We start from the raw sequence: 24,342 nt of genomic DNA on the forward strand, positions 1-24,342 counted from the left end.
ACGTTTTCTTTTCAGAAGGAAAATTTTTAGTAAATTTGCGTCCAACACGAGTTTGCTGTTTTGTGACGGTACGCATACACGGCGACCAGCGCGCCGCCGCCGAATATTTAGCGTACGTTAATTCCTAATACGGTCGCTGCCTTAACCTCGCCGTTAAGCAGAGCCGACGTACTGCCATCCCAGTAAATCCGGCCATCGACGACCAGCACGCTGCGCGGTGTAATTTGCGCGGCATCCTCAATGCTGTGCGAAACCATCAGCAGCGTAATATTTCTTTCCTGACAGACTTCGTCGACCAGCGCCAGCATCTCCTTACGCAGCGCCGGATCCAGAGCGGAAAAAGGCTCATCCAGCAGCAAAATGGGCTGCTGGCGTACCAGACAGCGGGCAAGTGCGGCGCGCTGACGTTGGCCGCCAGAAAGTTCGCCCGGCAGACGTTCAAGGTAATCTTCAAGCCCGACGCGCGCTGCAATAGCTGATAAAGCGTGACGTTGCTCGCTGTTCAGCCGCAGGCCGGGATGCAGCCCCAGCCCAATGTTTTGCGTCACGGTAAGATGCGGGAAAAGATTATTCTCCTGAAACAGCATGGAAACCGGCCGCCGCGCTGGTGGCGTAAACCGATGATCCTCACCGTTAAGCCGTAATTCGCCGCTGCTGGCATTGAGAAACCCGGCGATCAGGCTCAGCAGCGTGCTTTTGCCCGCGCCGCTGGGGCCAAGGATCGCCAGACGTTCCCCAGCCTGTAAAGACAGAGAAAAGCGCATCGGCAGGTGGTGATAAATCCAGGTGAGGTTATTCAGCGTCAGCATGGCGTCCCGGCAGTTTCTCAATCAGGGTAAATAAAAGAAGGCACAACAGCAGCAGCAACAGGGCGGTAACGGCACCATCCTGACTGCGATAAGACCCCATCTGCTGGTAAAGCCAAAAGGGCAGCGTGCGGAAATCTTCGTTGCCAAACAGCGCCACTACCCCAAAATCGCCAACCGAAAGCACGCTGGCAAAAGCCAGCGCCTGAGCCAGCGGCCGTTTTAAAGCGCGCAGCTCAATCAGCCGCAGGCGGTTTAGCCCGCGAATATCCAGCGCCAGACAAAGTCGGTTATAACGCTCGGCGATATCACGCAACGGGTTTTCGAGGACTTTCATGGCATAGGGTACGGCCATCAGCGCGTTGGTAAAGATAACGATACCGTCCGCCGACTGCGGCAAACCAACCGTACTGTTTAACAGCAGGAAAAAACCGGTAGCGAGCACAATTCCCGGCATCGCCAGAATCAACATGCCGCTTAACTCCAGCAGCTGACCGTAGAAGAGCTGCTGGCGCAGGCGCAGCTCACGGCTGCTCCACAGCAGCATAACGGTAAGCAGGACGCAGAGAAGGCCAGCAGCAAGCGCGATACGTACCGAAGTAAAAGTTGCCTGCCAGAGCGCAGGCTGTTGCAGTACCGTCAACAAATTAGGGTTAAGGCCATCGACGATAACGGCCAGCAGCGGCGGCAGGATCAACAGCAGCGCCAGTACCAGCAGCGTACCGTCAAGGATTTTTGCACTCAGACTGTCCTGCGGATTGCGCCAGTCTTGCAGGCTGGCGCTACCGGACGGCAGCGCTTTGCTTAGCCGCTGGCCGATCAGCACCAGACTCAGGCAGCACAGCATCTGAACCAGCGCCAGCAGCGCAGCCCGTCCGGGATCGTAATCAAAGTTTAACGCCTGAAAAATGGCCAGTTCGATAGTGGTCGCTTTCGGGCCGCCGCCCAGCGCCAGTACGGTCGCAAAGCTGGCGAAACAGAGCATAAAAATGAGTGCGCCAGCGGGCAGCAGCTGCCGCCGTAGCCATGGCCATTCCATCAGGCGAAAACTGTTCCAGCCGTTAAGCCCAAGCTGGGCCGCGAGCTGCCGCTGTTCCGTCGGAATTTGCTCCAGCGTTTGCAGCAGCAGCCTGGCCGCCAGCGGCAGATTAAAAAAAATGTGCGCCAGCAAAATGCCTTGCAGGCCATAAGGCGTAAAGGTGTAGTGAATATGCAGCAGCGAGCAAAGCCAGGCCAGCCAGCCCGAACGGCCGTAGACGCTCAGAATGCCAAACACGGCCACCAGCACCGGCAGAACCAGCGTCATGGCGCAAAGGCGCAGAAGGAGCGTTCTTCCCGGAAACCGACGGCGATAAAGCGCGCGCGCCAGCGGCACGGCGGGCAGCAGCGCCAGCATGGCGGAAAGAAAAGCCTGCCCGAAAGAGAAGCGCAACACGTGCCACAGATAGCTGTCGTGCCAGAGTTCTGGGCCACTAACCGGCGCGTTACGCCACAGCGCCGTAAAGGCGAGGGCGGCAGTAGCGGTCAACAGCATGGCCGCCGTCGCGCCGGGAAGCAGGCTACCTAGCGGCTGACGGCGCTTTGCCATGCACTGATCCACTGGCTTTTATGCGCCGCAACATCCGCAGCAGAATATTGTAACGAGGTTTTCGGCACGTTCAGCGTATCGAATCCGGCAGGTAGCTTCTCGGCCGTTACCGGATACATCCAGTTGCCGGTTGGGATAGTCTGCTGAAACGGCTTAGCAAGGATAAACTGCATAAACTCCTGCGCCAGCTGCGGCTGCTGGCTGGTTTTCAGCTGACCGGCAACCTCCACCTGTAAATAGTGGCCTTCGCTAAAGTCGGCCGCGGCATACTGCGTTTTCTTCTCTTCAATCAGATGATAAGCCGGAGAGGTAGTGTAGCTCAGCACCATATCGGCTTCGCCTTTCAGGAACAGACCGTAAGCCTCGCTCCAGCCTTTAGTCACGGTAACGGTTTTTTTCGCCAGCTTTTGCCATGCGTCAGGGGCCTGGTCGCCATAGACTTTTTGCATCCACAGCAGCAGGCCAAGTCCCGGCGTACTGGTGCGCGGATCTTCATAAATTACTTTAAGAGGACGATCGCTTTCCACCAGCTCTTTCAGGCTTTTCGGCGGATTTTGCAGCTTAGTTTTGTCGTAAACAAAGGCGAACCAGCCATAGTCATAGGGAACAAACGTGCTGTCGTGCCAGCCGCCGGGAAGAGTAACGCCATGCGTATCAACGTGGCTTTCGGCAAAAAGGCCGGTTTTTCTGGCGGCGTCCAGCAGGTTGTTGTCCAGGCCCAGCACCACATCGGCCTTGCTGTTTTTCCCTTCCATACGCAGGCGGTTCAGCAGCGATACGCCATCTTCCAGCGCCACATATTTCAGCTCGCAGCCGCACCCGGCTTCGAAGGCCTTTTTAATCGCCGGGCCAGGTCCCCAGTCGGAAGAGAACGAATCATAGGTATAAACCGTCAGCACAGGTTTGGCAGCAACGGCAGGGAGCGAACAGAGCAGCAGCAGAGGCAGGACTTTTTTAAGCACTTTGCGTTCCTTGGTGGTCAGGGCGACGCATGATCTGAGCGGGGGACTCTCAAATCCCTACGCCGGTATTAGCCGGATCAGGTTCGACGGGTTTATCTCAGCGTCGGCTTGCGCCACGCACCCCGTTGAGAACGCACTAGTCTAATGATTTCGGCGCATTAGCGAAAGCATCATGTTCAGGTGGCGCAAACCAGGCAGATTTAAAGTCAAACCAGCCAAGCGTATTCATGCGCACGCCGCGCATGCTGCGTTCGCCTTCCAGCAGCAGCCAGTGATGAAAAACAGGATGAAGATAACAGTCGGTGACCAGCTGTTTGCTCCAGTCCGCCAGCGACAATTCCCGCTCGCGCCAAAGCCTGGCGTCGCGCTGCCAGTCAACGGGCACACAGTGCTGCAACAGGGGAATTTCATAGAGCAAGGCGAACAGCGAAAACGCCAGCGGCAGGGTAAAATTGGCGCTGCCCAGCCAGATATCGCTTTGCGCCTCTCCGCGATGCCAGCTTTCGTAATCAACCTGCTGCATGATCAGCTCTACGCCTTCGGCCGCCAGCAGCGGCTGTAGAGCATTAGCGATGGCCTGATGCTCGACATGATCGCCATACCAGGTCAGCGTCAACGAGGTTAGCCCCTCGGGTTTTTCTCTCGGGCTCAGGTCACGGCGATGATGCCAGCGTGGCAGCAGGCCATAAGCCGGAAACCAGTAGCGCTGGTAGTCCATTCCCGCGTGGTTTAATAAGGCTATAGGGTTGGCAATGGTGCTAAGCCAGCGACGAACCTGCTCATCGCGGCCCAGCGAGGAACGCTGGTCAAACAGCAGAAAATAGCAGCCTTCCTCAAGCCGGGCTTCTTCTGATTTCTCTCCCAGCTGACCGCCTTCCAGCTTCACGCCGGAGTAAACCAGCTCTTCACTGATCTCCGGCAAAACCCAAATGTTAACTTCATCAATAAGCGCGCGGTAGCCGAAGTAGTCGTCAAACGCCTGGATACGCAGCTGGCTTTGCTGATTGCGCACGACGGCATAAGGCCCGGTGCCAACCGGCTGGCGACTGAAATTCTGCAGTGAAGGCCATTCCTGTGGCAGGATCATTGCGCTGACGGCAGCCAGCAGCCAGGGAAGCCAGCTGTCAGGCTGACGCAGATGGACATCCAGCGTCCAGGGCGAAGGGGAGTGAATACGCGCTATGTTGCTGTACAGCGGTTGCCCGAGCGTTCTTTCCAGCGAAGAGATGACATCCGCCATGGTCAGTTCGCGCCCGTGATGAAAACGGATAGCCGGACGCAAATAGAAGCGCCATTGCAGTGGCGTAAGCGCTTGCCAGTGGTGAGCGATATCCGGTTCGATTTCCCCGTTTTCCTCATTTATCCGCGTCAGGCTGCTGAAAACCTGGCGCGCCAGATGCGTTTCCGAACGGCGCAGCGGCGTAGCGGGATTCAGATTCAGTAAAGAGCGATAGTAGAGCACGCGCAGAATATGTTTCCCCTGGCGAAAGCTGCGGCCCAGGTGAGAGATCAGCATCTGCCGCACGGCGTCTTTATCACCAAGCAACTGTACCAGCTGGTCGATACGGTCCTGATCGAGCAGATCTTCCGCCCGCTGCTGCTGGAGCGCCAGGCCGGTATAGAGGAAATTGAGCTTTGAGCGCTTGCCGCGCCCGGCTTCAGCCTGCCATTCCAGCCAGCCCGCTTGCCGCATCGCGTTGAGCAAATTCCGCATGTGGCGGCGTGAACAGCTGAGCTGTGCGGCCAGCTGGTCAAGCGTCGTTTCCTGCGACTGACCATCGCATATCGCCCACAGGCGGATAAACTGCTGCTGTAATCGCTTTGAGGTCATAAAAGAGGAACTCTTCAGTGAAAGTCATCTGTTTTTCCTGCCTTATATTAAGGCAATAATTGGCTGCGATGGAAGAGCGGGAGGCATTCTTCGGAGTGGCGCTCTTTCAACGATTTTATATCTGAGTAAGGTGCTTTTTCACCGGCCAGCGCGCGTATTGCCCGCTGGCTTTTTTCATTTCCCGTTTTCTTCTATGCTTGCTGTTTGTGCCTGGTTATCGCCAGAGGCTTCTTTAAAAGGGATTCGGTATGAAATCGCTGCTGACGCGTCGCCGTCGCATTAACCCTGTCTATCTCGCTTTTATGCTCGTTTCTTTTATGGTTGGCGTGGCGGGGGCTTTGCAGGCGCCGACGCTAAGCCTGTTTTTAACGCATGAAGTGGCGGTGCGGCCATTTTGGGTAGGGCTTTTCTATACCGTTAACGCCATTGCCGGCATTGTGGTCAGTATTCTGCTGGCAAAAAGGTCGGATAACCGTGGCGATCGCCGCATGCTGATCCTTTTTTGCTGTTTTATGGCGGTAGGTAACGCGCTGTTATTTGCTTTTAACCGGCATTATTTGACGCTGATTACCTTTGGCGTGCTGCTGTCGGCGCTGGCCAGCGTGGCTATGCCGCAGATTTTTGCTCTGGCGCGCGAATATGCCGACAGCTCCGCCAGAGAAGTGGTGATGTTCAGTTCGGTAATGCGCGCGCAGCTGTCGCTGGCGTGGGTAGTCGGGCCGCCGCTCTCTTTTGCGCTGGCGCTGAACTACGGCTTTACTACTATGTTTGCCATCGCCGCCGCGCTGTTTGTTGTCTGTATTGCTTTGGTCTGGTTTGCGCTGCCTTCCGTGCCCCGGGTTGAACAGCCGCCTGAAGTCGTGATTACTCAGGTCGGCGCCTGGAAAAACCGCGACGTGCGGCTGCTGTTTATCGCGTCGCTGCTGATGTGGACCTGCAATACCATGTATATCATTGATATGCCGATCTATATCAGCAGCGTACTGGGACTGCCGGAGCGGTTGGCTGGCCTGCTGATGGGCGTAGCGGCAGGGCTGGAAATTCCGGTGATGCTGCTGGCCGGTCATTACGTGAAGCGCTTTGGCAAACGCAAAATGATGCTGTTCGCCGTCGCGGCGGGGCTGCTGTTTTATCTGGGGCTGGTGCTGTTTCATTCACGTACGGCGCTGATGGCCTTGCAGATCTTCAACGCCATCTTTATTGGTATTATCGCCGGTATCGGCATGCTCTACTTCCAGGATTTGATGCCCGGCAGGCCTGGGGCGGCCACGACGCTGTTTACCAATAGTATCTCTACCGGGGTGATTCTGGCAGGGGTACTGCAAGGTGCGCTGGCTGAAACGTTCGGACACTATTCCGTCTATTGGGGGGCGCTAATTTTATCGGTCGCCGCGTTGGCCATGTCCGCTAAAGTAAAAGACGTTTAGGTTAAAAAAGCGCCTAATGTTGCTTATTTTTCTTGCAAAAAACCTGCGGCCGCCGCAAAATTTGGCCGACTGTAATTTGTACAAGGATGCGTCGACCTCTGGCAGATGCGGCGGTTTTTAAAGGAATGAATGGAAGCAACATGTTGGCATTTAAGGAAGTTGCTGAGCGCCGCCGGACGGCACAAACGGGATATCGGTATTTTTCCACAGGGGTAAATCAGGAAGGAAAAGGCATGGACAGCATAAATGACAAAATAGCCAGGCTGGAAAGCGAAACCAGTCAGATCCGGGTGGACGTTGCGGCGCTGGTAGAACGCTCGAAGCACGCCGCTAATCAGGCTTCTCTGGACGCCTTAGCGGAACGCTGTGAGGGGTTTGCCAGCCAGGCCTCTTTGGACGCCTTAGCGGAACGCTGTGAAGGGTTTGCCAGCCAGGCCTCTCTGGATGCCTTAGCGGAGCGATGTGAAGGTTTTGCCAGCCAGGCTGCGCTGGACAAACTGATTGAGCGCTCGGAAAACTTTGCAACTAAAGCCGATCTTTATAAAGAGTTTGCGACTAAAGCCGACCTTTATAGAGAGATTGGCTCAACACGCGTTGAGCTGTTGAAAGAAATCTCCGCCTCTGAACAACGCCTGAATACTAAATTTGACGTTATCAACAACCGCATCACCTGGACGTTGCTGCTGCCAGCCCTGACGGCAATTATTCTCTGGTTCGTTAAGGTGGCGATTCTGAAAATTTAAGCCTTGATTTGCCCGGCTCCATTTTTACAGAGAGTATGACCGGGACCGAAGCCCCGGTCAGTCATTAACGCAAAAACGCTGGCTGGCACCGCTCGTAATCGCTGATGCTGGTTTCATGCTGTAACGTCAGGCCAATATTATCCAGCCCGTTCAGCAAACAGTGACGGCGGAAAGCGTCGATGCTGAAAGGATAATGCTTCTCGCCTGCAATCACTTCCTGTTTTTCCAGATCTACCGTAAAGCTAATGCCCGGCTCGGCGGCGACTTTTTGAAACAGCTCTTCCATCTCCTCTTCGCTTAACGTCACCAGCAGTAGCTGGTTGTTAAACGAATTGTTGGCAAAAATATCGGCGAAATCACTGCCGATAATGGCCTGGATGCCGTAGTCGGTCAGCGCCCAGGGCGCATGTTCACGCGAAGAGCCGCAGCCAAAGTTTTCACGAGTCAGCATAATACTGGCGCCGCGAAATACGGGCTTATTCAGAATAAAATCCGGATCGGGGATCTGGCCTTCGGCATCCGTATAGCGCCAGTCGAAAAACAGATTGCGGCCAAAACCGGTACGCGTCACCATTTGCAGAAACTGCTTGGGAATAATGGCGTCGGTATCGACGTTGGCGGCATCCATCGGCACCACGATGCCGGTATGCTGCGTAAATTTTTTCGCCATAACTACTCCTGACTCAGCTCGCGAATATCAGCAAAATGGCCGGCAACCGCCGCTGCTGCCGCCATTGCCGGACTGAGCAGATGGGTGCGTCCGCCCCGGCCCTGGCGACCTTCAAAATTACGGTTGCTGGTGGAAGCGCAGCGTTCACCGGGGCTGAGGCGATCGTTATTCATCGCCAGGCACATCGAGCAGCCCGGCAGCCGCCATTCAAAACCGGCATCCAGAAAAATTTTATCCAGCCCTTCCGCCTCTGCCTGAGCTTTGACCGGGCCAGAGCCAGGCACCACGTACGCCTGTACGCCTGCGGCAATTTTATGACCTTTAACCACCGAGGCTGCCGCACGCAGATCTTCTATACGTGAATTGGTACAGGAACCGATAAACACTTTATCGATACGGACATCGGTTAGCCTGATGCCGGGCTTAAGGTCCATATAGGCCAGTGCCTTTTCGGCCGAGGCGCGCTCAACAGGATCGCTAAAGCTGGCCGGATCGGGAATAGTGTCGTTGACGGCAATCACCTGTCCTGGATTGGTGCCCCAGGTAACCTGCGGCGCTATTTCCGCCGCGTTCAGCGTAACAACCTTATCGAAATGCGCGCCGCTGTCTGATTTCAGCGTGCGCCACCAGGCGACCGCCTGCTCCCAGTCCTGCTCTTTTGGCGCAAACTGCCGACCTTTAACATAGTTAAACGTGGTCTCGTCTGGCGCAACCAGGCCCGCTTTCGCGCCCAGTTCAATCGCCATATTGCACAGCGTCATGCGGCCTTCCATGCTGAGCTGCTCTACCGCCGGGCCGCAAAATTCCACTACGTGACCGTTGCCGCCGCCGCTGCCGGTTTTGCCAATAATTGCCAGCGCAATATCTTTAGCGGTAATGCCCGGCGCAGTCTGACCAACCACTTCAATTTTCATGGTTTTAGCGCGAGACTGCTTCAGCGTTTGTGTAGCCAGCACGTGCTCGACTTCTGAAGTGCCAATACCAAACGCCAGAGCGCCAAACGCGCCGTGCGTAGAGGTATGAGAATCGCCGCACACAATTGTCATGCCCGGCAGTGACATGCCTTGTTCAGGGCCAATAACGTGGACGATGCCCTGAAACGGGTGCTTCAGGTCATACAGACGCACGCCAAACTCTTCGCAGTTTTTGATCAGCATCGACATCTGGATACGCGCCATTTCGCCGCTGGCATTAATGTCTCGCGTCTGGGTGGAGACATTGTGATCCATGGTGGCGAACGTTTTGGCTGGCTGGCGTACCGGACGGCCATGCGCGCGCAGGCCGTCGAAAGCCTGCGCCGATGTCACTTCGTGCACCAGATGCCGGTCAATATAGAGCAACGGCGTTTCGTTGGGTGCTTCATAGACGACATGCGCGTCAAACAGCTTCTCGTATAGTGTTTTCATAATCAGGCTTCGCTGATAAATCGGGCGATGACGGAACCCATTTCCTCAGTGCTGACGGCCTGGCCGTTGCCAGCCAGATCGCCGGTGCGGTAGTTTTCCGCCAGCGCGCGGCTGATGGCCTGCTCAATAGCGTCGGCCGCCGCCGCTGCATCCAGGCTATAACGCAACAGCAGCGCCAGCGACAGGATCTGGGCAACAGGGTTAGCAATGTTTTTCCCGGCGATATCCGGCGCGGAGCCGCCTGCCGGTTCAAACAGGCCAAAGCCCTGCTCGTTAAGGCTGGCTGAAGGCAGCATGCCCATTGAACCGGTAATCATCGCGCATTCGTCAGAAAGAATATCGCCGAACAGGTTAGAGCAAAGCATCACGTCAAACTGTGAAGGCTCTTTAATCAGCTGCATGGTGGCGTTATCGATATACATATGATGCAGTTCGACATCCGGATAATCCTGCGCCACTTCCGTCACAATTTGCCGCCACAAAATAGAGGATTGCAGCACGTTGGCCTTATCGATAGAGGTCACTTTCTTACGGCGCTTGCGGGCGGATTCAAAAGCGATGCGGGCAATACGCTCAATCTCGAAGCGGTGATAAACCTCGGTATCGAACGCCCGCTCGTGCTGGCCGCTGCCTTCACGGCCTTTTGGCTGGCCAAAATAGATGCCGCCGGTCAGCTCACGCACCACCAAAATATTAAAGCCTTTTGCGGCGATATCGCTACGCAATGGGCAAAACGCTTCCAGACCCTGATGCAGGCTGGCCGGACGCAGATTGCTAAACAGCTTAAAATGTTTACGCAGCGGCAGCAGGGCACCACGCTCTGGCTGCTCGGCTGGCGGCAGATGTTCCCATTTAGGGCCGCCAACGGAACCGAATAAAATGGCGTCAGCCTGTTCACAACCTGCGACGGTAGCGGGCGGCAGCGGTTCGCCGTGACGGTCAATCGCAATGCCGCCAACATCATATTCGCTGGTGGTGATGCGCAGACCAAAACGCTCTCTTACCGCATCCAGCACCTTAGCGGCCTGAGCCATCACTTCCGGGCCGATGCCGTCGCCAGGCAGTACGGCAATATGATAAGTCCTTGTCATTATACGGCTTCCTTCTCGTTGGCTTTACGTTGCAGCTCTTGCTCAACCTGGCGTGAGCGCCAGATGTTGTTCAGCGCATTGATCATTGCTTTAGCGGAGGACTCAACGATATCCGTCGCCAGGCCTACGCCATGGAATTTACGGTTGTTATAGTTTACGACGATATCTACCTGGCCCAGCGCATCTTTGCCGTGGCCTTTAGCGGTCAGCTGATACTTCACCAGCTCGGCATCGAAATCGGTAATACGGTTAATGGCCTGATAAACAGCATCGACCGGGCCATTACCCGTGGCTGCTTCGGATTTTACTTCCTCGCCACAGCCCAGCTTGACGGAGGCGGTCGCCATTACGCTGGAACCGGACTGCACGCTGAAATAGTCCAGACGGAAGTGTTCAGGTTCTTCGTTTTGTTTGTTGATAAACGCCAGCGCTTCCAGATCGTAGTCGAAAACCTGGCCCTTTTTATCGGCCAGCTTCAGGAAGGCGTCATACAGGCTGTCCAGATTATAATCGTGCTCTTTATAGCCCATCTCATCCATGCGGTGCTTCACGGCGGCGCGGCCGGAGCGCGAAGTCAGATTCAGCTGGATCTGGTGCAGACCAATGGATTCCGGCGTCATGATTTCGTAGTTTTCACGGTTTTTCAGCACGCCATCTTGGTGGATGCCGGAAGAGTGAGCGAAGGCGCCACTACCGACAACCGCTTTGTTAGCCGGAATCGGCATGTTGCAGATCTGGCTGACCAGCTGGCTGGTCCGATAGATTTCCTGATGATGGATATTGGTATGCACGTTCATCAGCTGGCTACGGGTTTTGATCGCCATGATAACCTCTTCCAGCGCACAGTTACCGGCACGCTCGCCCAGACCGTTAATGGTGCCTTCAATCTGACGCGCGCCAGCCTGAACGGCAGCGATAGAGTTGCCGACGGCCATGCCCAAATCGTCATGGGTATGCACGGACAAAATCGCTTTATCGATGTTCGGCACGCGGTTGCGTAACTGGGTAAAGATATTGCTGTACTCGTCCGGCAGCGTGTAGCCGACGGTATCCGGAATGTTGATAGTGGTTGCGCCAGCGTTGATAGCGGCTTCCACTACGCGGCACAGATCGTCAATTGGCGTACGGCCACCATCTTCACAAGAAAATTCGACGTCATTTGTATAGTTGCGAGCGCGTTTTACCATTTTTACCGCACGTTCAATCACTTCCGGCAGCGTGCTGCGCAACTTGGTGGCAATATGCATTGGCGACGTCGCCAGGAAAGTATGGATACGATAGGCTTCGGCCACGCGCAGCGCTTCGTAAGCCGCATCAATATCTTTTTCTACGCAGCGGGCCAGCGCGCAAACACGGCTGTTTTTTACCTGGCGGGCGATAGTCTGTACGGATTCAAAGTCACCCGGGGAAGACACAGGGAATCCAACCTCCATCACGTCAACGCCCATACGCTCCAGCGCCAGCGCTATTTGCAATTTCTCTTTCACGCTCAGGCTGGCCTGTAATGCCTGTTCGCCGTCACGCAGCGTGGTATCGAAAATAATAACTTGTTGGCTCATCGGTAAATTCCTTTCATGTTTGCATCGCTAGTGCTACGAGCATAAAAAAACCCGCGCAGTAGCGCGGGTTTCTTAGTTTGCAAGCCTGAATCAGTGATTCATTCCGCCCACAAGTCTACCGCGCATAAAAATGCGTTGAGTAGTAGACCAGGTAGGAGGAGGGTACGAATCATTGAGTCAGGCCTTATGAATTTGCTGTTCCCTTATTGATACTTGAAAGCAGGGGCGGATGTCAAGGCGAGCCGCAAGGTTATAAATCTTCTGTTTCAGGGAAAATATTCTACGGCGAGGGCGACAAACAGAAGAAAAAGGTAGCCATATTGTTATCAGAAAAAAATGTGGCGTAAAAAGCGCGGTTTTTATTTATAAAACATTTAAAATTCAATTATTTATGCGGCGCTCCCTCACGCGGCTGTTTTACTGGCATTTTCCTCTTCCTTAGTGAATTATTTTATTGGAATATGCTCAGCCAGCAGATAAAACTAAATCGATGGCGATACCTGAAAGGGAAAGCTTAATTATTTATTAACCTCCCGCTAATAACAAAACGATTGCGCTGAAAAAGAATGCTCAATCAGCATAAACCGCTTTTTTCATGCGCGTGATTCAGTGTAATAGTTGTTATGCCAGCGAAATAAGCAGTGCCTTAGCATGCGCAGAGAGAGTGTGACTGACGGTATAGCGTTTGCCTGCCAGGTTTTCTACGGTTATGGTAATTCCTCATTTAAAGCAAAAATAAAAGGGCCTGCGCCCTGTACCCGGCGGCTGAAAATTTTTCAGCGTCTGAATAAACACAGGTTTTGAACTTATTACCCGGCGGTAGCTTGTGGCAAGAAAGTTGCTGCGTGGTGATAAATCAGCACCTTAAAGCCTGGAGGCAAAAATGGAGATGTTGTCAGGAGCCGAAATGGTAGTCCGATCGTTAATCGATCAGGGCGTAAAACATGTTTTTGGCTACCCCGGTGGAGCTGTACTGGATATTTATGACGCGTTACAGACGGTGGGCGGTATCGACCATATTCTGGTGCGGCATGAGCAGGGCGCTGTACACATGGCCGATGGCTATGCCCGCGCAACGGGTGAAACGGGCGTAGTGCTGGTGACCTCCGGGCCTGGCGCTACCAATGCTATTACCGGTATCGCTACTGCCTATATGGATTCCATTCCTATGGTCGTCCTGTCCGGTCAGGTTCCTTCTTCCCTGATTGGCTACGATGCTTTTCAGGAATGCGATATGGTCGGTATCTCCCGGCCTATCGTTAAACACAGCTTTATGGTCAGGCAGGTCGAAGATATTCCTGGAGTAGTAAAAAAAGCGTTCTGGCTGGCAGCCAGCGGTCGTCCTGGCCCGGTAGTTATCGATCTGCCAAAAGACATGATGAATCCGGCCAATAAACTGCCGTACCAGTGGCCGGAATCGGTCAGCATGCGCTCTTACAATCCGACGACGCAAGGGCATAAAGGCCAGATCAAACGCGCGCTGCAAACTCTGCTAGCGGCGAAAAAACCCGTGCTTTATGCCGGGGGCGGCGTGATTAACGCGGCCTGTGCCGATGAATTGCGGGAAATAGCCGAAAAGCTAAATCTGCCAGTTACCTGTTCACTGATGGGGCTGGGGGCTTTTCCCGGCACGCACCGTCAAAGCCTTGGCATGTTAGGCATGCACGGGACTTATGAAGCCAATATGGTAATGCACAACGCCGACGTTATCTTTGCCGTTGGCGTGCGTTTCGACGATCGTACTACCAATAATTTGATGAAGTACTGTCCGAACGCCACCGTATTACATATTGATATCGATCCTGCTTCTATCTCCAAGACAGTGCCGGCAGATGTACCGATCGTCGGCGACGCGCGCGATGTCCTGCAGCAGATGCTGGAGATGACAAAATCGAGCAGCGAACAGGATTTCGATAGCCTGCGCGACTGGTGGCAGAGTATTGAGCAATGGCGGGCGCGTAAGTGTCTGGACTTTGACCGCAGCAGCGAAAAGATTAAGCCGCAGTCGGTGATTGAGACCATCTGGCGCTTAACCAACGGCGACGCCTATGTCACCTCCGACGTGGGTCAGCATCAGATGTTTGCCGCTCTTTACTATCCGTTCGACAAGCCACGCCGCTGGATTAACTCGGGCGGCCTGGGCACGATGGGCTTTGGCCTGCCAGCCGCGCTGGGCGTCAAGCTGGCACTGCCGGAGGAAACCGTGGTTTGCGTAACCGGCGACGGCAGCATCCAGATGAATATTCAGGAGCTTTCTACCGCGCTGCAGTACGATTTGCCGGTACTGGTACTAAGCCTGAATAACCGCTATCTGGGCATGGTAAAACAGTGGCAGGACATGATCTATTCGGGGCGTCATTCACAATCTTATATGGAATCGCTGCCGGACTTTATCAAACTGGCCGAAGCGTATGGCCATGTCGGCATCGGTATTGACCACCCGCACGAGCTGGAAGCAAAGCTGAGCGAGGCCCTGACCGAATTGCGCAAAGGCCGTCTGGTCTTTGTCGATGTTAATGTTGATGGTAGCGAGCACGTATACCCGATGCAGATTCGCGGCGGCGGGATGGACGAAATGTGGTTGAGCAAAACGGAGAGGACTTAATTATGCGTCGTGTTTTATCGGTACTGCTGGAAAACGAATCCGGCGCATTGTCGCGTGTTGTCGGACTATTTTCCCAACGCGGCTACAACATTGAAAGCCTGACCGTAGCGCCAACTGACGACCCTACGCTTTCCCGGATGACCATCCAGACCGTGGGCGATGCAAAAGTGCTGGAGCAGATTGAAAAGCAGCTGCACAAGCTGGTAGACGTGCTGCGCGTTACCGAACTGGGGCAGGGCGCTTTTGTTGAGCGTGAAATCATGCTGGTGAAAATTCAGGCGACCGGTTACGGCCGTGAAGAAGTGAAGCGCAACGCTGAAATTTTCCGTGGCCAGATCGTCGACGTGACGCCTTCGCTTTATACGGTTCAGCTTGCCGGCACCAGCGACAAACTGGACGCCTTTTTAAGCAGCGTGCGCGAGGTAGCGGAAATTGTTGAGGTCGCCCGTTCTGGCGTGGTCGGCGTGGCTCGCGGTGAGCGTATTATGCGTTAATTGCGTTGAGTGACTATGGCTAAATGTTTCTAACCCGACGGAATGTCGGGTTTTTTATTTTGCCAGAAAGCTCTCGCCTGGCGTTAAAAGCGGTTGCCAGCCCAATTAATCTGCTGTTAGATGTAAAGAATCTCTTATCCTTAGCCGCGACGTGGCTATTTTTTGCGCCGTCCCGGTGCCTTAAGCGTGGGGTTATTGTGAAACTGGATGAAATTGCGCGTCTTGCTGGTGTATCGCGCACGACGGCCAGCTACGTTATCAACGGTAAAGCCCGGCAGTATCGTGTCAGCGACAAAACCGTAGAAAAGGTCATGGCGGTTGTGCGCGAGCATAATTACCATCCTAACGCGGTTGCCGCTGGCCTGAGAGCCGGGCGAACCCGTTCGATAGGCCTGGTGATCCCCGATCTGGAAAATACCAGCTATACGCGTATCGCCAACTATCTGGAAAGACAGGCTCGCCAGCGCGGCTATCAGCTGCTGATTGCCTGTTCAGAAGACCAGCCGGATAACGAAATGCGCTGCGTGGAACATCTGCTCCAGCGCAAAGTAGATGCCATTATTGTTTCTACCTCTTTACCGCCCGAGCACCCTTTTTATCAGCGCTGGGTCAACGATCCTTTACCGATTGTGGCGCTGGATCGCGCGCTGGATCGGGAACATTTCACCAGCGTAGTCGGTGCAGATCAGGACGATTCAGAAATGTTGGCCGCCGAGCTGCGTAAACAGCCCGCTGAATCCATTCTTTATCTGGGTGCGCTGCCAGAGCTGTCGGTAAGCTTTCTGCGTGAGATGGGTTTCCGCCAGGCCTGGCAGGGTGACGAACGCCACATCGATTTTATCTATGCCAACAGCTTTGAACGTACGGCGGCCGCCGCGCTGTTTGAAGAGTGGCTGGAGACGCACGCCATGCCGGATGCGTTGTTCACTACCTCGTTCGGCTTACTGCAGGGCGTAATGGATGTGGCGCTGAAACGTGAAGGACGTATGCCAACCGATCTGGCGATTGCGACCTTTGGCGACCACGAGCTGCTGGATTTCCTGGATTGCCCGGTGTTAGCGGTAGGGCAACGGCACCGTGACGTTGCGGAAAGGGTGCTGGAACTGGTGCTTGCCAGCCTGGATGAACCTCGCAAACCCAAGCCTGGCCTTACCCGTATCAGGCGTAATCTCTATCGGCGCGGCCGTTTAAGCCGTAAAGTCGATTAATTCAAACCAAAAGAGGTAACACCAGTGGTTACCGCTTTTTTTCAGGCGCGCGCTTTTTTATTCAACCGGAAAGACAACGGATAAAGAGTGTCCGTTTTTTTTCAACCGTTACGCTTCACGTAAATAAAAGTAAAGACGCAGCTATCAGTCCTCTTCGCGTAATGAAACACGCTCATTATTAAAATGTTAACGCTGGTAACGATTAGCCACCCCAGTCCGCATCGGTGCCTCTCCCTCGCCAATTAAGAAATTCCTTAAAATGCCTCATCGCGGGTAAAGCCCGCCTGACTTTTTTTAGGCAGTATCGGCGCTATATTTTTGAACAATTTAAAATTTCTAAAAAATTCCCGCCATTATTCATCAGGTTAATTTTAAATTTCTCTCTTAAGCGCCTTATTTTTTAACTTGTTAACGCTTGTTCCGAAAAAGAAATATTCTCTCGCGGCCCGCGCTGTCGCTTGACAATGATTTCCTCCGCTCCGTAAACTCCTCCGGGTGGGAATTTGTGGTGTAAAGTGGAACTTAAGGGCAACCGGAGAGGGAGGCTGGCATGTTCCGTGGAGCAACGTTAGTCAATCTCGACAGCAAAGGGCGGCTCGCCGTGCCCGTACGCTATCGCGACATGCTGATCGGAGAGTCTCAGGGACAAATGGTTTGCACCATTGACCTTCATCAGCCCTGCCTGCTGCTTTATACCCTGCCCGAATGGGAAATTATTGAACGTAAGCTGGCCAGCTTATCCAGCATGAACCCCGTTGAGCGCCGTATTCAGCGTTTATTACTGGGCCATGCCAGCGAGTGCCAGATGGATAATGCAGGTCGTTTGCTGGTGGCGAGTACGCTACGCCAGCATGCGAATCTGACCAAAGAAGTGATGCTGGTTGGGCAGTTTAACAAGTTTGAGCTGTGGGATGAACAGACCTGGTATCAACAAGTCAGGGAGGATATTGACGCGGAACAGTCGACTCAGGAACCGCTATCTGAGCGCCTGCAGGACTTGTCATTATAACTATGCAGGAAAATTTCAAACATACCACGGTGCTGCTGGACGAGGCGGTTAACGGCCTCAACATCAAACCTGACGGCATCTATATCGATGGCACTTTTGGCAGAGGTGGGCATTCCCGACTGATTCTTTCCGCGCTGGGAGAACAGGGGCACCTTTTCGCCATTGACCGCGACCCACAGGCTATTGCCGCCGCGGCCGAGATTACCGATCCGCGCTTTACCATTATTCACGGTCCTTTTTCCGCGCTGGCTGACTATGCCGAAGCGCGCGGACTGACCGGGCGTGTTGATGGCATTTTGCTGGATCTTGGCGTCTCTTCACCACAGCTGGACGATGCCGAACGCGGCTTCTCTTTTATGCGCGATGGGCCGCTTGATATGCGCATGGATCCGACCAAAGGTCTGTCGGCCGCACAGTGGCTGATGCAGGCGGAAGAGAGCGACATCGCTTTTGTGCTGAAAACCTTTGGCGAAGAGCGCTTTGCTAAGCGAATCGCCCGCGCAATCGTTGAGCGCAACCGCGAACAGCCGATGACGCGTACCAAAGAGCTGGCTGAGGTTATCTATCACGCTACGCCGGTTAAGGACAAATTTAAGCATCCGGCCACGCGTAGCTTCCAGGCTATTCGTATTTGGGTAAACAGCGAGCTGGAAGAGATAGAGCAGGCGCTTAAAGGCGCACTTTCCGCTCTGGCACCGCAAGGTCGCCTGTCGGTAATCAGTTTCCATTCACTGGAAGACCGCATTGTTAAACGCTTTATGCGTGAGCAAAGCCGTGGCCCGCAGGTTCCGGCGGGGATTCCGATGACGGAAGCCCAGTTAAGCAAGCTGGGCGGGCGGCAGCTAAAAGCGCTGGGCAAAATGATGCCGGGCGACGCAGAAGTGGCCGAAAATCCACGCGCGCGCAGCTCCGTATTACGTATTGCTGAGAGGACCGCCTCATGATTGGCAACGAGCGACACAGTTTACCCGGCGTTATTGCAGGCGATCTCTTACGTCACGGCAAGCTTCCGGTGATCCTGGCCGTCGCCGTGCTGGTTTCTGCGGTACTGGTGGTGACCACGGCGCATAAAACCCGCCTGCTTACCGCCCAGCGCGAGCAGCTGGTGCTGGAACGCGATGCGCTGGATATCGAGTGGCGTAACCTGATTCTGGAAGAGAACGCATTAGGCGATCACAGTCGCGTTGAAAGAACGGCAACGGAAAAATTGCAGATGCAGCATGTCGATCCGGCGCAGGAAAATATTGTGGTACAGCCATAAGGGCATAAATGAAAGCCGCAGTGAAGACTAAGTCAAAACGTCAGGAAGATCAGGCCAGCTTTGTCAGCTGGCGTTTTGCGTTGCTGTGCGGCTGCATTTTACTGGCGCTCGGTGGACTGCTGGGACGCATGGCCTATTTGCAGGTTATCAACCCGGGGAAACTGGTGCGCGAAGGCGATATGCGCTCGCTGCGCGTGCAGGCCGTGCCTACCTCTCGCGGTATGATTACCGATCGCGCTGGCCGACCGCTGGCCGTCAGCGTACCGGTCAATGCGATTTGGGCCGATCCGAAAGAGCTGAACGAGAAGGGCGGCATCACGCTGGATGGCCGCTGGCAGGCGCTGTCTGATGCGCTCTCTATTCCGCTGGATCAGCTGGCAGCACGCGTCAACGCCAATCCAAAAGGCCGTTTTGTCTATCTGGCCCGTCAGGTAAATCCCGCCATTGGCGACTACGTTAAAAAGCTCAAGCTACCCGGTATTTTTCTGCGTGAGGAATCACGCCGCTACTATCCGGCTGGTCAGGTAACATCGCATTTAATCGGCTTTACCAATATTGATGGCCAGGGCATTGAAGGCGTTGAAAAAAGCTTTGATAAATGGCTGACCGGCCAGCCGGGCGAGCGCACCGTACGTAAAGACCGCCACGGCCGCGTTATTGAAGATGTCTCTTCTGTAGACAGCCGCGCTGCTCACAACCTCGCGCTGAGCATCGACGAGCGTTTGCAGGCTCTGGTTTACCGTGAATTAAACAATGCCGTTGCCTTTAACAAGGCAGAGTCCGGCACGGCCGTGCTGGTTGACGTTAATACCGGCGAAGTGCTGGCGATGGCAAACAGCCCCGCCTACAACCCCAACAATCTTTCCGGCACCACCAAAGACGTAATGCGCAACCGCGCGATCACCGACATCTTTGAGCCAGGCTCTACCGTGAAGCCAATGGTGGTGATGACCGCGCTACAGCACGGCGTGGTGCGGGAAAACAGCGTGCTGAATACCGTGCCCTATCGTATCAACGGGCATGAAATCAAAGATGTGGCACGCTACAACGAACTGACCCTGACCGGGGTCTTGCAAAAATCGAGTAACGTCGGCGTTTCCAGGCTGGCGTTAGCGATGCCGTCCTCAGCGTTAGTAGAAACTTACTCGCACTTTGGACTGGGTAAAGCGACCAATCTGGGACTGGTCGGAGAAAGCAGTGGCTTATATCCCCAAAAACAACGGTGGTCTGACATAGAGAGGGCCACCTTCTCTTTTGGCTACGGGCTAATGGTAACCCCGTTACAGTTAGCGCGAGTCTACGCCACGATTGGCAGCTACGGCGTCTATCGTCCGCTGTCGATCACCAAAGTTGATCCGCCCGTGAGCGGTCAGCGCGTCTTCCCGGAGAATCTGGTACGCACCGTCATGCATATGATGGAAAGCGTCGCGCTGCCCGGCGGCGGCGGCGTGAAGGCCGCGATCAAAGGCTACCGTATCGCGATTAAAACCGGTACCGCGAAAAAAGTCGGACCGGACGGGCGTTACGTTAATAAATATATTGCTTATACCGCTGGCGTGGCGCCGGCGAGCCGTCCTCGTTTTGCGCTGGTCGTGGTGATTAACGATCCGCAAGCCGGTAAATATTATGGCGGTGCGGTTTCCGCTCCGGTTTTCGGCGCCATTATGGGCGGTGTGCTTCGCACCATGAATATTGAACCTGATGCGCTACCGGTCATTGAGAAAAACGAGATGGTAGACAACAGAAGTGAGGGATCAAGTGACAGATCGTAATCTGCGCGATTTACTGGCGCCTTGGGTGCCCGCCGCGCCTTCGCTGCCGCTGCGCGAAATGAGCCTGGACAGCCGCCTTGCGGCTTCCGGCGATCTCTTTGTGGCCGTAAAAGGTCATCTGGCGGACGGTCGTCGTTTTATTCCACAGGCTATCGCCCAGGGCGTTTCGGCGGTTATCGCTGAAGCGGAAGGCGAGGCGGAAGATGGCGATATCGCTATCGTACACAACGTGCCGGTTATTTACCTGGCGCAGCTGAGCCAGCGCCTTTCCGCGCTGGCCGGACGTTTTTACCAGCAGCCGGGCGAACATCTCCGGCTGATTGGCGTTACCGGCACCAATGGCAAAACGACCACCACGCAGTTGCTTGCACAGTGGGGTCAGCTCCTGGGTGAAACCGGCGCGGTCATGGGCACCGTGGGCAACGGCCTGTACGGCAAGCTTGCCCCTGCCGAGAATACTACCGGCTCGGCCGTCGATATTCAGCGCACGCTCAGCTCGCTGGTGGAGGAGGGCGCAACGCTGGCCGCGATGGAAGTTTCTTCGCACGGGCTGGTGCAGCATCGCGTGGCCGCACTGCCTTTCGCGGCCGCTGCCTTTACCAATCTGAGCCGTGACCATCTGGACTATCACGGCGATATGACTCGCTATGAGTCCGCCAAATGGCTGCTCTTTTCTGAACATATGGTCGGCCAGGCCATTATCAATGCGGATGACGAAACGGGCCGCCGCTGGCTGGCTAAGCTGCCGGATGCGGTCGCCGTTACCATGGAAAACAATCTGCAGCCGGGCTGCCGTGGACGCTGGCTAAAAGCCACCGAGGTGCACTATCACGACAACGGCGCCAGCATCCGCTTCGATTCGAGCTGGGGCGGCGGCGAGCTGGAAAGCCGTCTGATGGGCGCATTCAACGTCAGCAACCTGCTGATCGCGCTGGCAACGCTGCTGGCGCTGGGTTATCCGCTGCATGATTTGGTGGCAACCGGTAGTCAGCTACAGCCGGTCACGGGAAGGATGGAAGTTTTTGCCGCCCCGGCCAAACCAACCGTCGTGGTTGACTATGCGCATACGCCTGACGCGCTGGAAAAAGCGCTGGAGGCTGCGCGCCTGCACTGCAAGGGCAAATTATGGTGCGTCTTTGGCTGCGGCGGCGATCGCGATAAGGGCAAACGTCCCCTGATGGGTGCGATAGCCGAACAGTTTGCCGATGTGGTAGTGATTACGGACGATAATCCGCGCAGCGAAGATCCTGCGGCGATAGTGGCGGATGTGCTGACGGGCTTGCTTGATCCCGGCCGCGCCCACGTGATTGCTGGCCGTGCGCAAGCGGTCACTAACGTCGTTATGCAGGCCAAAGAAGAAGATATTGTACTGGTGGCCGGTAAAGGCCATGAAGATTATCAAATTGTCGGCAATCGTCGGCTGGACTATTCCGACCGTGATACCGTCGCGCGTCTGCTGGGAGTGATGGCATGATCGCACTTTCTCTACAAAAACTGGCTGAGCTAACCGGCGGCGAACTGTTCGGCAGCGACCTTACCTTCAGCGAAGTCACCACGGATACGCGCAAAGTCAGCGCGGGTGCGCTGTTTATCGCGCTGAAAGGCGAGCGCTTCGATGCCCACGACATGGTCGGCGACGCCATAACGGCCGGTTCGGCAGCTCTGTTAGTCAGTAAGCACTTACCTGTTGCCGTCCCGCAGGTAGTGGTTGCCGATACCCGCATCGCGCTGGGCCAGCTTGCGGCCTGGGTGCGTCAACAGTCAACCGCGCGCGTGGTTGCCCTGACCGGCTCTTCCGGCAAAACTTCAGTGAAAGAGATGACCGCCGCCATTTTGCGCGAGTGCGGTGAAACCCTCTATACGGCCGGCAATCTTAATAATGATATCGGCGTGCCGCTGACGCTGCTGCGCCTGAACGCCAAACATCAATATGCGGTAATTGAACTGGGTGCTAATCATCAGGGCGAAATCGCCTGGACCACGCATCTTACCCGTCCCGAAACGGCACTGGTGAATAACCTGGCGGCCGCACATCTTGAAGGCTTCGGTTCGCTGGCTGGCGTAGCCAAAGCCAAAGGCGAAATCTTTCAGGGACTGCCGGATAACGGCACGGCGATCTTTAATGCCGACAGTAACGACATCGCAAACTGGCAGCCGATGCTGACCGGTAAAACGGTCTGGCGCTTTTCGCCGCAGCCGCAGGCAGAGAACGATTTTTCCGCCAGCGACGTGCAGGTGACCAGTAAAGGCACGCAGTTTGTTATGAAAACGCCAGCGGGCAGTATCGCGGTGCAATTACCGCTGCCGGGCCGGCACAACATTGCTAATGCGCTGGCCGCTGCCGCGCTGGCAATTTCCGTTGGGGCTTCTCTGGAAGCCGTTCGGCAAGGCCTGAGCAAGCTTGAGGCGGTGCCGGGTAGACTTTTCCCGGTATTACTTGCCGAAAACAAGCTGCTGCTGGACGACAGCTACAACGCCAACGTGGGTTCAATGACTGCGGCCGTGCAGGTTCTGGCAGAGATGCCGGGCTATCGGGTGATGGTCGTTGGCGATATGGCCGAGCTGGGTGATGAAAGCGAGCATTGCCACCGTGAAGTGGGCGAAGCGGCCCGCCAGGCCGGGATTGATAAAGTGCTCAGCGCAGGCACGCTAAGCCGCCTTATCAGCGAGGCCAGCGGAGCCGGTGAGCATTTCACCGAAAAAACTGCCGTCACGGCGCGCTTGCGGACGCTGCTGGCGGAACAGCCTGTCATCACCATTTTAGTTAAAGGTTCACGTAGTGCCGCCATGGAGCAGGTAGTACAGAGCTTACAGGAGAAAGGAACATGCTAGTCTGGCTGGCCGAACATCTGGTCACTTTTTATTCTGGCTTTAACGTCTTTTCCTATCTGACGTTTCGCGCCATTGTCAGCCTGCTGACCGCGCTGTTTATTTCGCTGTGGATGGGCCCGCGCATGATTGCCCGCCTGCAGGAGATGTCATTTGGCCAGGTCGTGCGCAACGACGGCCCGGAATCGCATTTCAGCAAGCGCGGCACGCCCACGATGGGCGGCGTAATGATTTTATTCTCTATCACCGTTTCCGTGCTGATGTGGGCTTATCCTTCCAACCCTTACGTCTGGTGCGTGCTGGTGGTGTTGATCGGTTTCGGCATTATCGGTTTTATCGATGACTACCGTAAGGTGGTACGTAAAGATACCAAGGGGCTGATTGCACGCTGGAAATACTTCTGGATGTCGGTGATCTCCCTGGGCGTGGCGTTTACGCTGTATGCGACGGGTAAGGGAACGCCAGCCACCCAGCTGGTGGTGCCGTTCTTCAAAGACGTAATGCCGCAGCTTGGTCTGTTTTACGTCGTGCTTGCCTACTTCGTTATCGTTGGTACAGGCAATGCGGTTAACCTGACCGACGGGCTGGATGGCCTGGCGATTATGCCTACCGTGTTTGTTGCCGCTGGTTTTGCTTTGGTTGCCTGGGCAACCGGTAACATGAACTTCGCCAACTACTTGCATATTCCTTATCTGCGCCATGCGGGCGAACTGGTGATTGTCTGTACGGCAATTGTCGGCGCCGGGCTGGGCTTTTTATGGTTTAACACCTATCCGGCCCAGGTCTTTATGGGCGATGTCGGCTCACTGGCGCTGGGCGGCGCGCTGGGCACTATCGCCGTGCTGCTGCGTCAGGAGTTTCTGCTGGTGATCATGGGCGGCGTCTTCGTGGTAGAGACGCTGTCGGTGATCCTGCAGGTTGGCTCGTTCAAACTGCGCGGACAGCGTATTTTCCGTATGGCGCCTATCCATCACCATTACGAACTGAAAGGCTGGCCGGAACCGCGCGTTATCGTGCGTTTCTGGATTATTTCACTGATGCTGGTGCTGATTGGCCTGGCGACGTTGAAGGTACGGTGATG

Annotated in this window: 20 protein-coding genes and 1 riboswitch; of the genes, 12 read left to right on the forward strand and 8 right to left on the reverse strand. The window is 55.2% G+C overall.

The window, feature by feature from the left end; all coding sequences use genetic code 11:
* Window positions 1-107 precede the first annotated feature (107 nt).
* The 4 genes from thiQ to sgrR all read right to left on the reverse strand — a co-directional run bounded on the left by thiQ (window position 108) and on the right by sgrR (window position 5,187).
* On the reverse strand, window positions 108-809 hold the full coding sequence (gene thiQ, locus KUE00_RS03560; protein WP_246758145.1) for a thiamine ABC transporter ATP-binding protein ThiQ: 702 nt from the start codon (window positions 807-809) through the stop codon (window positions 108-110).
* A complete protein-coding gene (thiP, locus tag KUE00_RS03565) occupies window positions 793-2,394 on the reverse strand; it encodes a thiamine/thiamine pyrophosphate ABC transporter permease ThiP (RefSeq protein WP_246758146.1) in 1,602 nt (533 codons plus the stop codon). The genes thiQ and thiP overlap by 17 nt, the downstream gene beginning before the upstream one ends.
* The gene (gene thiB / locus KUE00_RS03570; RefSeq protein ID WP_246758148.1) at window positions 2,370-3,356 is read right to left on the reverse strand and encodes a thiamine ABC transporter substrate binding subunit; all 987 of its coding nucleotides are present in this window, start codon (window positions 3,354-3,356) and stop codon (window positions 2,370-2,372) included. The genes thiP and thiB overlap by 25 nt, the downstream gene beginning before the upstream one ends.
* A 36-nt stretch (window positions 3,357-3,392) precedes the next feature.
* Window positions 3,393-3,491, reverse strand: a riboswitch (TPP riboswitch).
* Window position 3,492: 1 nt separating this feature from the next.
* Window positions 3,493-5,187: an HTH-type transcriptional regulator SgrR gene (gene sgrR / locus KUE00_RS03575; protein ID WP_246758149.1), complete on the reverse strand. Its 1,695-nt coding sequence runs from the start codon at window positions 5,185-5,187 to the stop codon at window positions 3,493-3,495.
* 248 nt (window positions 5,188-5,435) lie between these two features.
* Between sgrR and KUE00_RS03580 the strand changes: the two genes are divergently transcribed.
* Both KUE00_RS03580 and KUE00_RS03585 read left to right on the forward strand, forming a co-directional pair.
* Complete coding sequence (locus tag KUE00_RS03580) at window positions 5,436-6,614, forward strand: sugar efflux transporter (protein ID WP_246758150.1); 1,179 nt, start codon at window positions 5,436-5,438, stop codon at window positions 6,612-6,614.
* Window positions 6,615-6,847: 233 nt separating this feature from the next.
* On the forward strand, window positions 6,848-7,357 hold the full coding sequence (locus tag KUE00_RS03585; protein ID WP_246758152.1) for a hypothetical protein: 510 nt from the start codon (window positions 6,848-6,850) through the stop codon (window positions 7,355-7,357).
* A gap of 64 nt (window positions 7,358-7,421) precedes the next feature.
* Here KUE00_RS03585 and leuD read toward each other — a convergent pair whose 3' ends face one another.
* Genes leuD through leuA form a run of 4 tightly spaced genes read right to left on the reverse strand, consistent with a single transcriptional unit; the run spans window position 7,422 to window position 12,083 of the window.
* Window positions 7,422-8,027, reverse strand: a complete 606-nt coding sequence (gene leuD / locus KUE00_RS03590; RefSeq protein WP_246758153.1) for a 3-isopropylmalate dehydratase small subunit — start codon at window positions 8,025-8,027, stop codon at window positions 7,422-7,424.
* A gap of 2 nt (window positions 8,028-8,029) precedes the next feature.
* Window positions 8,030-9,433 carry a 3-isopropylmalate dehydratase large subunit gene (leuC, locus tag KUE00_RS03595; RefSeq protein WP_246758154.1) on the reverse strand — a complete coding sequence of 468 codons (1,404 nt, stop codon included), beginning with the start codon at window positions 9,431-9,433 and terminating at the stop codon, window positions 8,030-8,032.
* 2 nt (window positions 9,434-9,435) lie between these two features.
* Window positions 9,436-10,524, reverse strand: coding sequence for a 3-isopropylmalate dehydrogenase (gene leuB / locus KUE00_RS03600; protein ID WP_246758155.1), 1,089 nt, complete (start codon window positions 10,522-10,524; stop codon window positions 9,436-9,438).
* Window positions 10,524-12,083 carry a 2-isopropylmalate synthase gene (gene leuA, locus KUE00_RS03605; protein WP_246758156.1) on the reverse strand — a complete coding sequence of 520 codons (1,560 nt, stop codon included), beginning with the start codon at window positions 12,081-12,083 and terminating at the stop codon, window positions 10,524-10,526. The genes leuB and leuA overlap by 1 nt, the downstream gene beginning before the upstream one ends.
* An 883-nt stretch (window positions 12,084-12,966) precedes the next feature.
* Here leuA and ilvI point away from each other — a divergent pair.
* From ilvI to mraY, 10 genes are all read left to right on the forward strand, one after another.
* A complete protein-coding gene (gene ilvI / locus KUE00_RS03610) occupies window positions 12,967-14,688 on the forward strand; it encodes an acetolactate synthase 3 large subunit (protein ID WP_246758157.1) in 1,722 nt (573 codons plus the stop codon).
* A 2-nt stretch (window positions 14,689-14,690) separates the two neighbouring features.
* Window positions 14,691-15,182, forward strand: a complete 492-nt coding sequence (gene ilvN / locus KUE00_RS03615; RefSeq protein ID WP_246758159.1) for an acetolactate synthase small subunit — start codon at window positions 14,691-14,693, stop codon at window positions 15,180-15,182.
* 197 nt (window positions 15,183-15,379) lie between these two features.
* Window positions 15,380-16,390: a catabolite repressor/activator gene (gene cra, locus KUE00_RS03620; RefSeq protein ID WP_246758161.1), complete on the forward strand. Its 1,011-nt coding sequence runs from the start codon at window positions 15,380-15,382 to the stop codon at window positions 16,388-16,390.
* A 550-nt stretch (window positions 16,391-16,940) separates the two neighbouring features.
* Window positions 16,941-17,399: a division/cell wall cluster transcriptional repressor MraZ gene (mraZ, locus tag KUE00_RS03625; RefSeq protein WP_246758163.1), complete on the forward strand. Its 459-nt coding sequence runs from the start codon at window positions 16,941-16,943 to the stop codon at window positions 17,397-17,399.
* Between the two features lie 2 nt (window positions 17,400-17,401).
* Entirely contained in the window at window positions 17,402-18,343 is a 942-nt protein-coding gene (rsmH, locus tag KUE00_RS03630; RefSeq protein ID WP_246758164.1) for a 16S rRNA (cytosine(1402)-N(4))-methyltransferase RsmH, read from the forward strand.
* Window positions 18,340-18,660 (forward strand): cell division protein FtsL, encoded by a 321-nt coding sequence (gene ftsL / locus KUE00_RS03635; protein ID WP_246758165.1) that lies wholly within the window; start codon window positions 18,340-18,342, stop codon window positions 18,658-18,660. The genes rsmH and ftsL overlap by 4 nt, the downstream gene beginning before the upstream one ends.
* An 8-nt stretch (window positions 18,661-18,668) precedes the next feature.
* Window positions 18,669-20,432, forward strand: coding sequence for a peptidoglycan glycosyltransferase FtsI (locus tag KUE00_RS03640; RefSeq protein ID WP_246758166.1), 1,764 nt, complete (start codon window positions 18,669-18,671; stop codon window positions 20,430-20,432).
* On the forward strand, window positions 20,419-21,906 hold the full coding sequence (gene murE, locus KUE00_RS03645) for a UDP-N-acetylmuramoyl-L-alanyl-D-glutamate--2,6-diaminopimelate ligase (protein WP_246758167.1): 1,488 nt from the start codon (window positions 20,419-20,421) through the stop codon (window positions 21,904-21,906). Before KUE00_RS03640 ends, murE begins: the two co-directional genes overlap by 14 nt.
* Window positions 21,903-23,264 (forward strand): UDP-N-acetylmuramoyl-tripeptide--D-alanyl-D-alanine ligase, encoded by a 1,362-nt coding sequence (gene murF / locus KUE00_RS03650; RefSeq protein ID WP_246758168.1) that lies wholly within the window; start codon window positions 21,903-21,905, stop codon window positions 23,262-23,264. Before murE ends, murF begins: the two co-directional genes overlap by 4 nt.
* Window positions 23,258-24,340, forward strand: coding sequence for a phospho-N-acetylmuramoyl-pentapeptide-transferase (gene mraY / locus KUE00_RS03655; RefSeq protein ID WP_246758169.1), 1,083 nt, complete (start codon window positions 23,258-23,260; stop codon window positions 24,338-24,340). Before murF ends, mraY begins: the two co-directional genes overlap by 7 nt.
* The last annotated feature ends 2 nt before the right edge of the window (window positions 24,341-24,342 follow it).

The organism is Erwinia phyllosphaerae, assembly GCF_019132875.1.
Taxonomy (GTDB): domain Bacteria; phylum Pseudomonadota; class Gammaproteobacteria; order Enterobacterales; family Enterobacteriaceae; genus Erwinia; species Erwinia phyllosphaerae.

What these genes read in the sequence shown, in the direction of transcription:
- thiQ (WP_246758145.1), bottom strand. Translation starts at nt 809, where the DNA reads ATGCTGACGCTGAATAACCTCACCTGGATTTATCACCACCTGCCGATG.
- thiP (WP_246758146.1), bottom strand. Translation starts at nt 2,394, where the DNA reads ATGGCAAAGCGCCGTCAGCCGCTAGGTAGCCTGCTTCCCGGCGCGACG.
- sgrR (WP_246758149.1), bottom strand. Translation starts at nt 5,187, where the DNA reads ATGACCTCAAAGCGATTACAGCAGCAGTTTATCCGCCTGTGGGCGATA.
- KUE00_RS03580 (WP_246758150.1), top strand. Translation starts at nt 5,436, where the DNA reads ATGAAATCGCTGCTGACGCGTCGCCGTCGCATTAACCCTGTCTATCTC.
- KUE00_RS03585 (WP_246758152.1), top strand. Translation starts at nt 6,848, where the DNA reads ATGGACAGCATAAATGACAAAATAGCCAGGCTGGAAAGCGAAACCAGT.
- leuD (WP_246758153.1), bottom strand. Translation starts at nt 8,027, where the DNA reads ATGGCGAAAAAATTTACGCAGCATACCGGCATCGTGGTGCCGATGGAT.
- leuC (WP_246758154.1), bottom strand. Translation starts at nt 9,433, where the DNA reads ATGAAAACACTATACGAGAAGCTGTTTGACGCGCATGTCGTCTATGAA.
- leuB (WP_246758155.1), bottom strand. Translation starts at nt 10,524, where the DNA reads ATGACAAGGACTTATCATATTGCCGTACTGCCTGGCGACGGCATCGGC.
- leuA (WP_246758156.1), bottom strand. Translation starts at nt 12,083, where the DNA reads ATGAGCCAACAAGTTATTATTTTCGATACCACGCTGCGTGACGGCGAA.
- ilvI (WP_246758157.1), top strand. Translation starts at nt 12,967, where the DNA reads ATGGAGATGTTGTCAGGAGCCGAAATGGTAGTCCGATCGTTAATCGAT.
- ilvN (WP_246758159.1), top strand. Translation starts at nt 14,691, where the DNA reads ATGCGTCGTGTTTTATCGGTACTGCTGGAAAACGAATCCGGCGCATTG.
- mraZ (WP_246758163.1), top strand. Translation starts at nt 16,941, where the DNA reads ATGTTCCGTGGAGCAACGTTAGTCAATCTCGACAGCAAAGGGCGGCTC.
- rsmH (WP_246758164.1), top strand. Translation starts at nt 17,402, where the DNA reads ATGCAGGAAAATTTCAAACATACCACGGTGCTGCTGGACGAGGCGGTT.
- ftsL (WP_246758165.1), top strand. Translation starts at nt 18,340, where the DNA reads ATGATTGGCAACGAGCGACACAGTTTACCCGGCGTTATTGCAGGCGAT.
- KUE00_RS03640 (WP_246758166.1), top strand. Translation starts at nt 18,669, where the DNA reads ATGAAAGCCGCAGTGAAGACTAAGTCAAAACGTCAGGAAGATCAGGCC.
- murF (WP_246758168.1), top strand. Translation starts at nt 21,903, where the DNA reads ATGATCGCACTTTCTCTACAAAAACTGGCTGAGCTAACCGGCGGCGAA.
- mraY (WP_246758169.1), top strand. Translation starts at nt 23,258, where the DNA reads ATGCTAGTCTGGCTGGCCGAACATCTGGTCACTTTTTATTCTGGCTTT.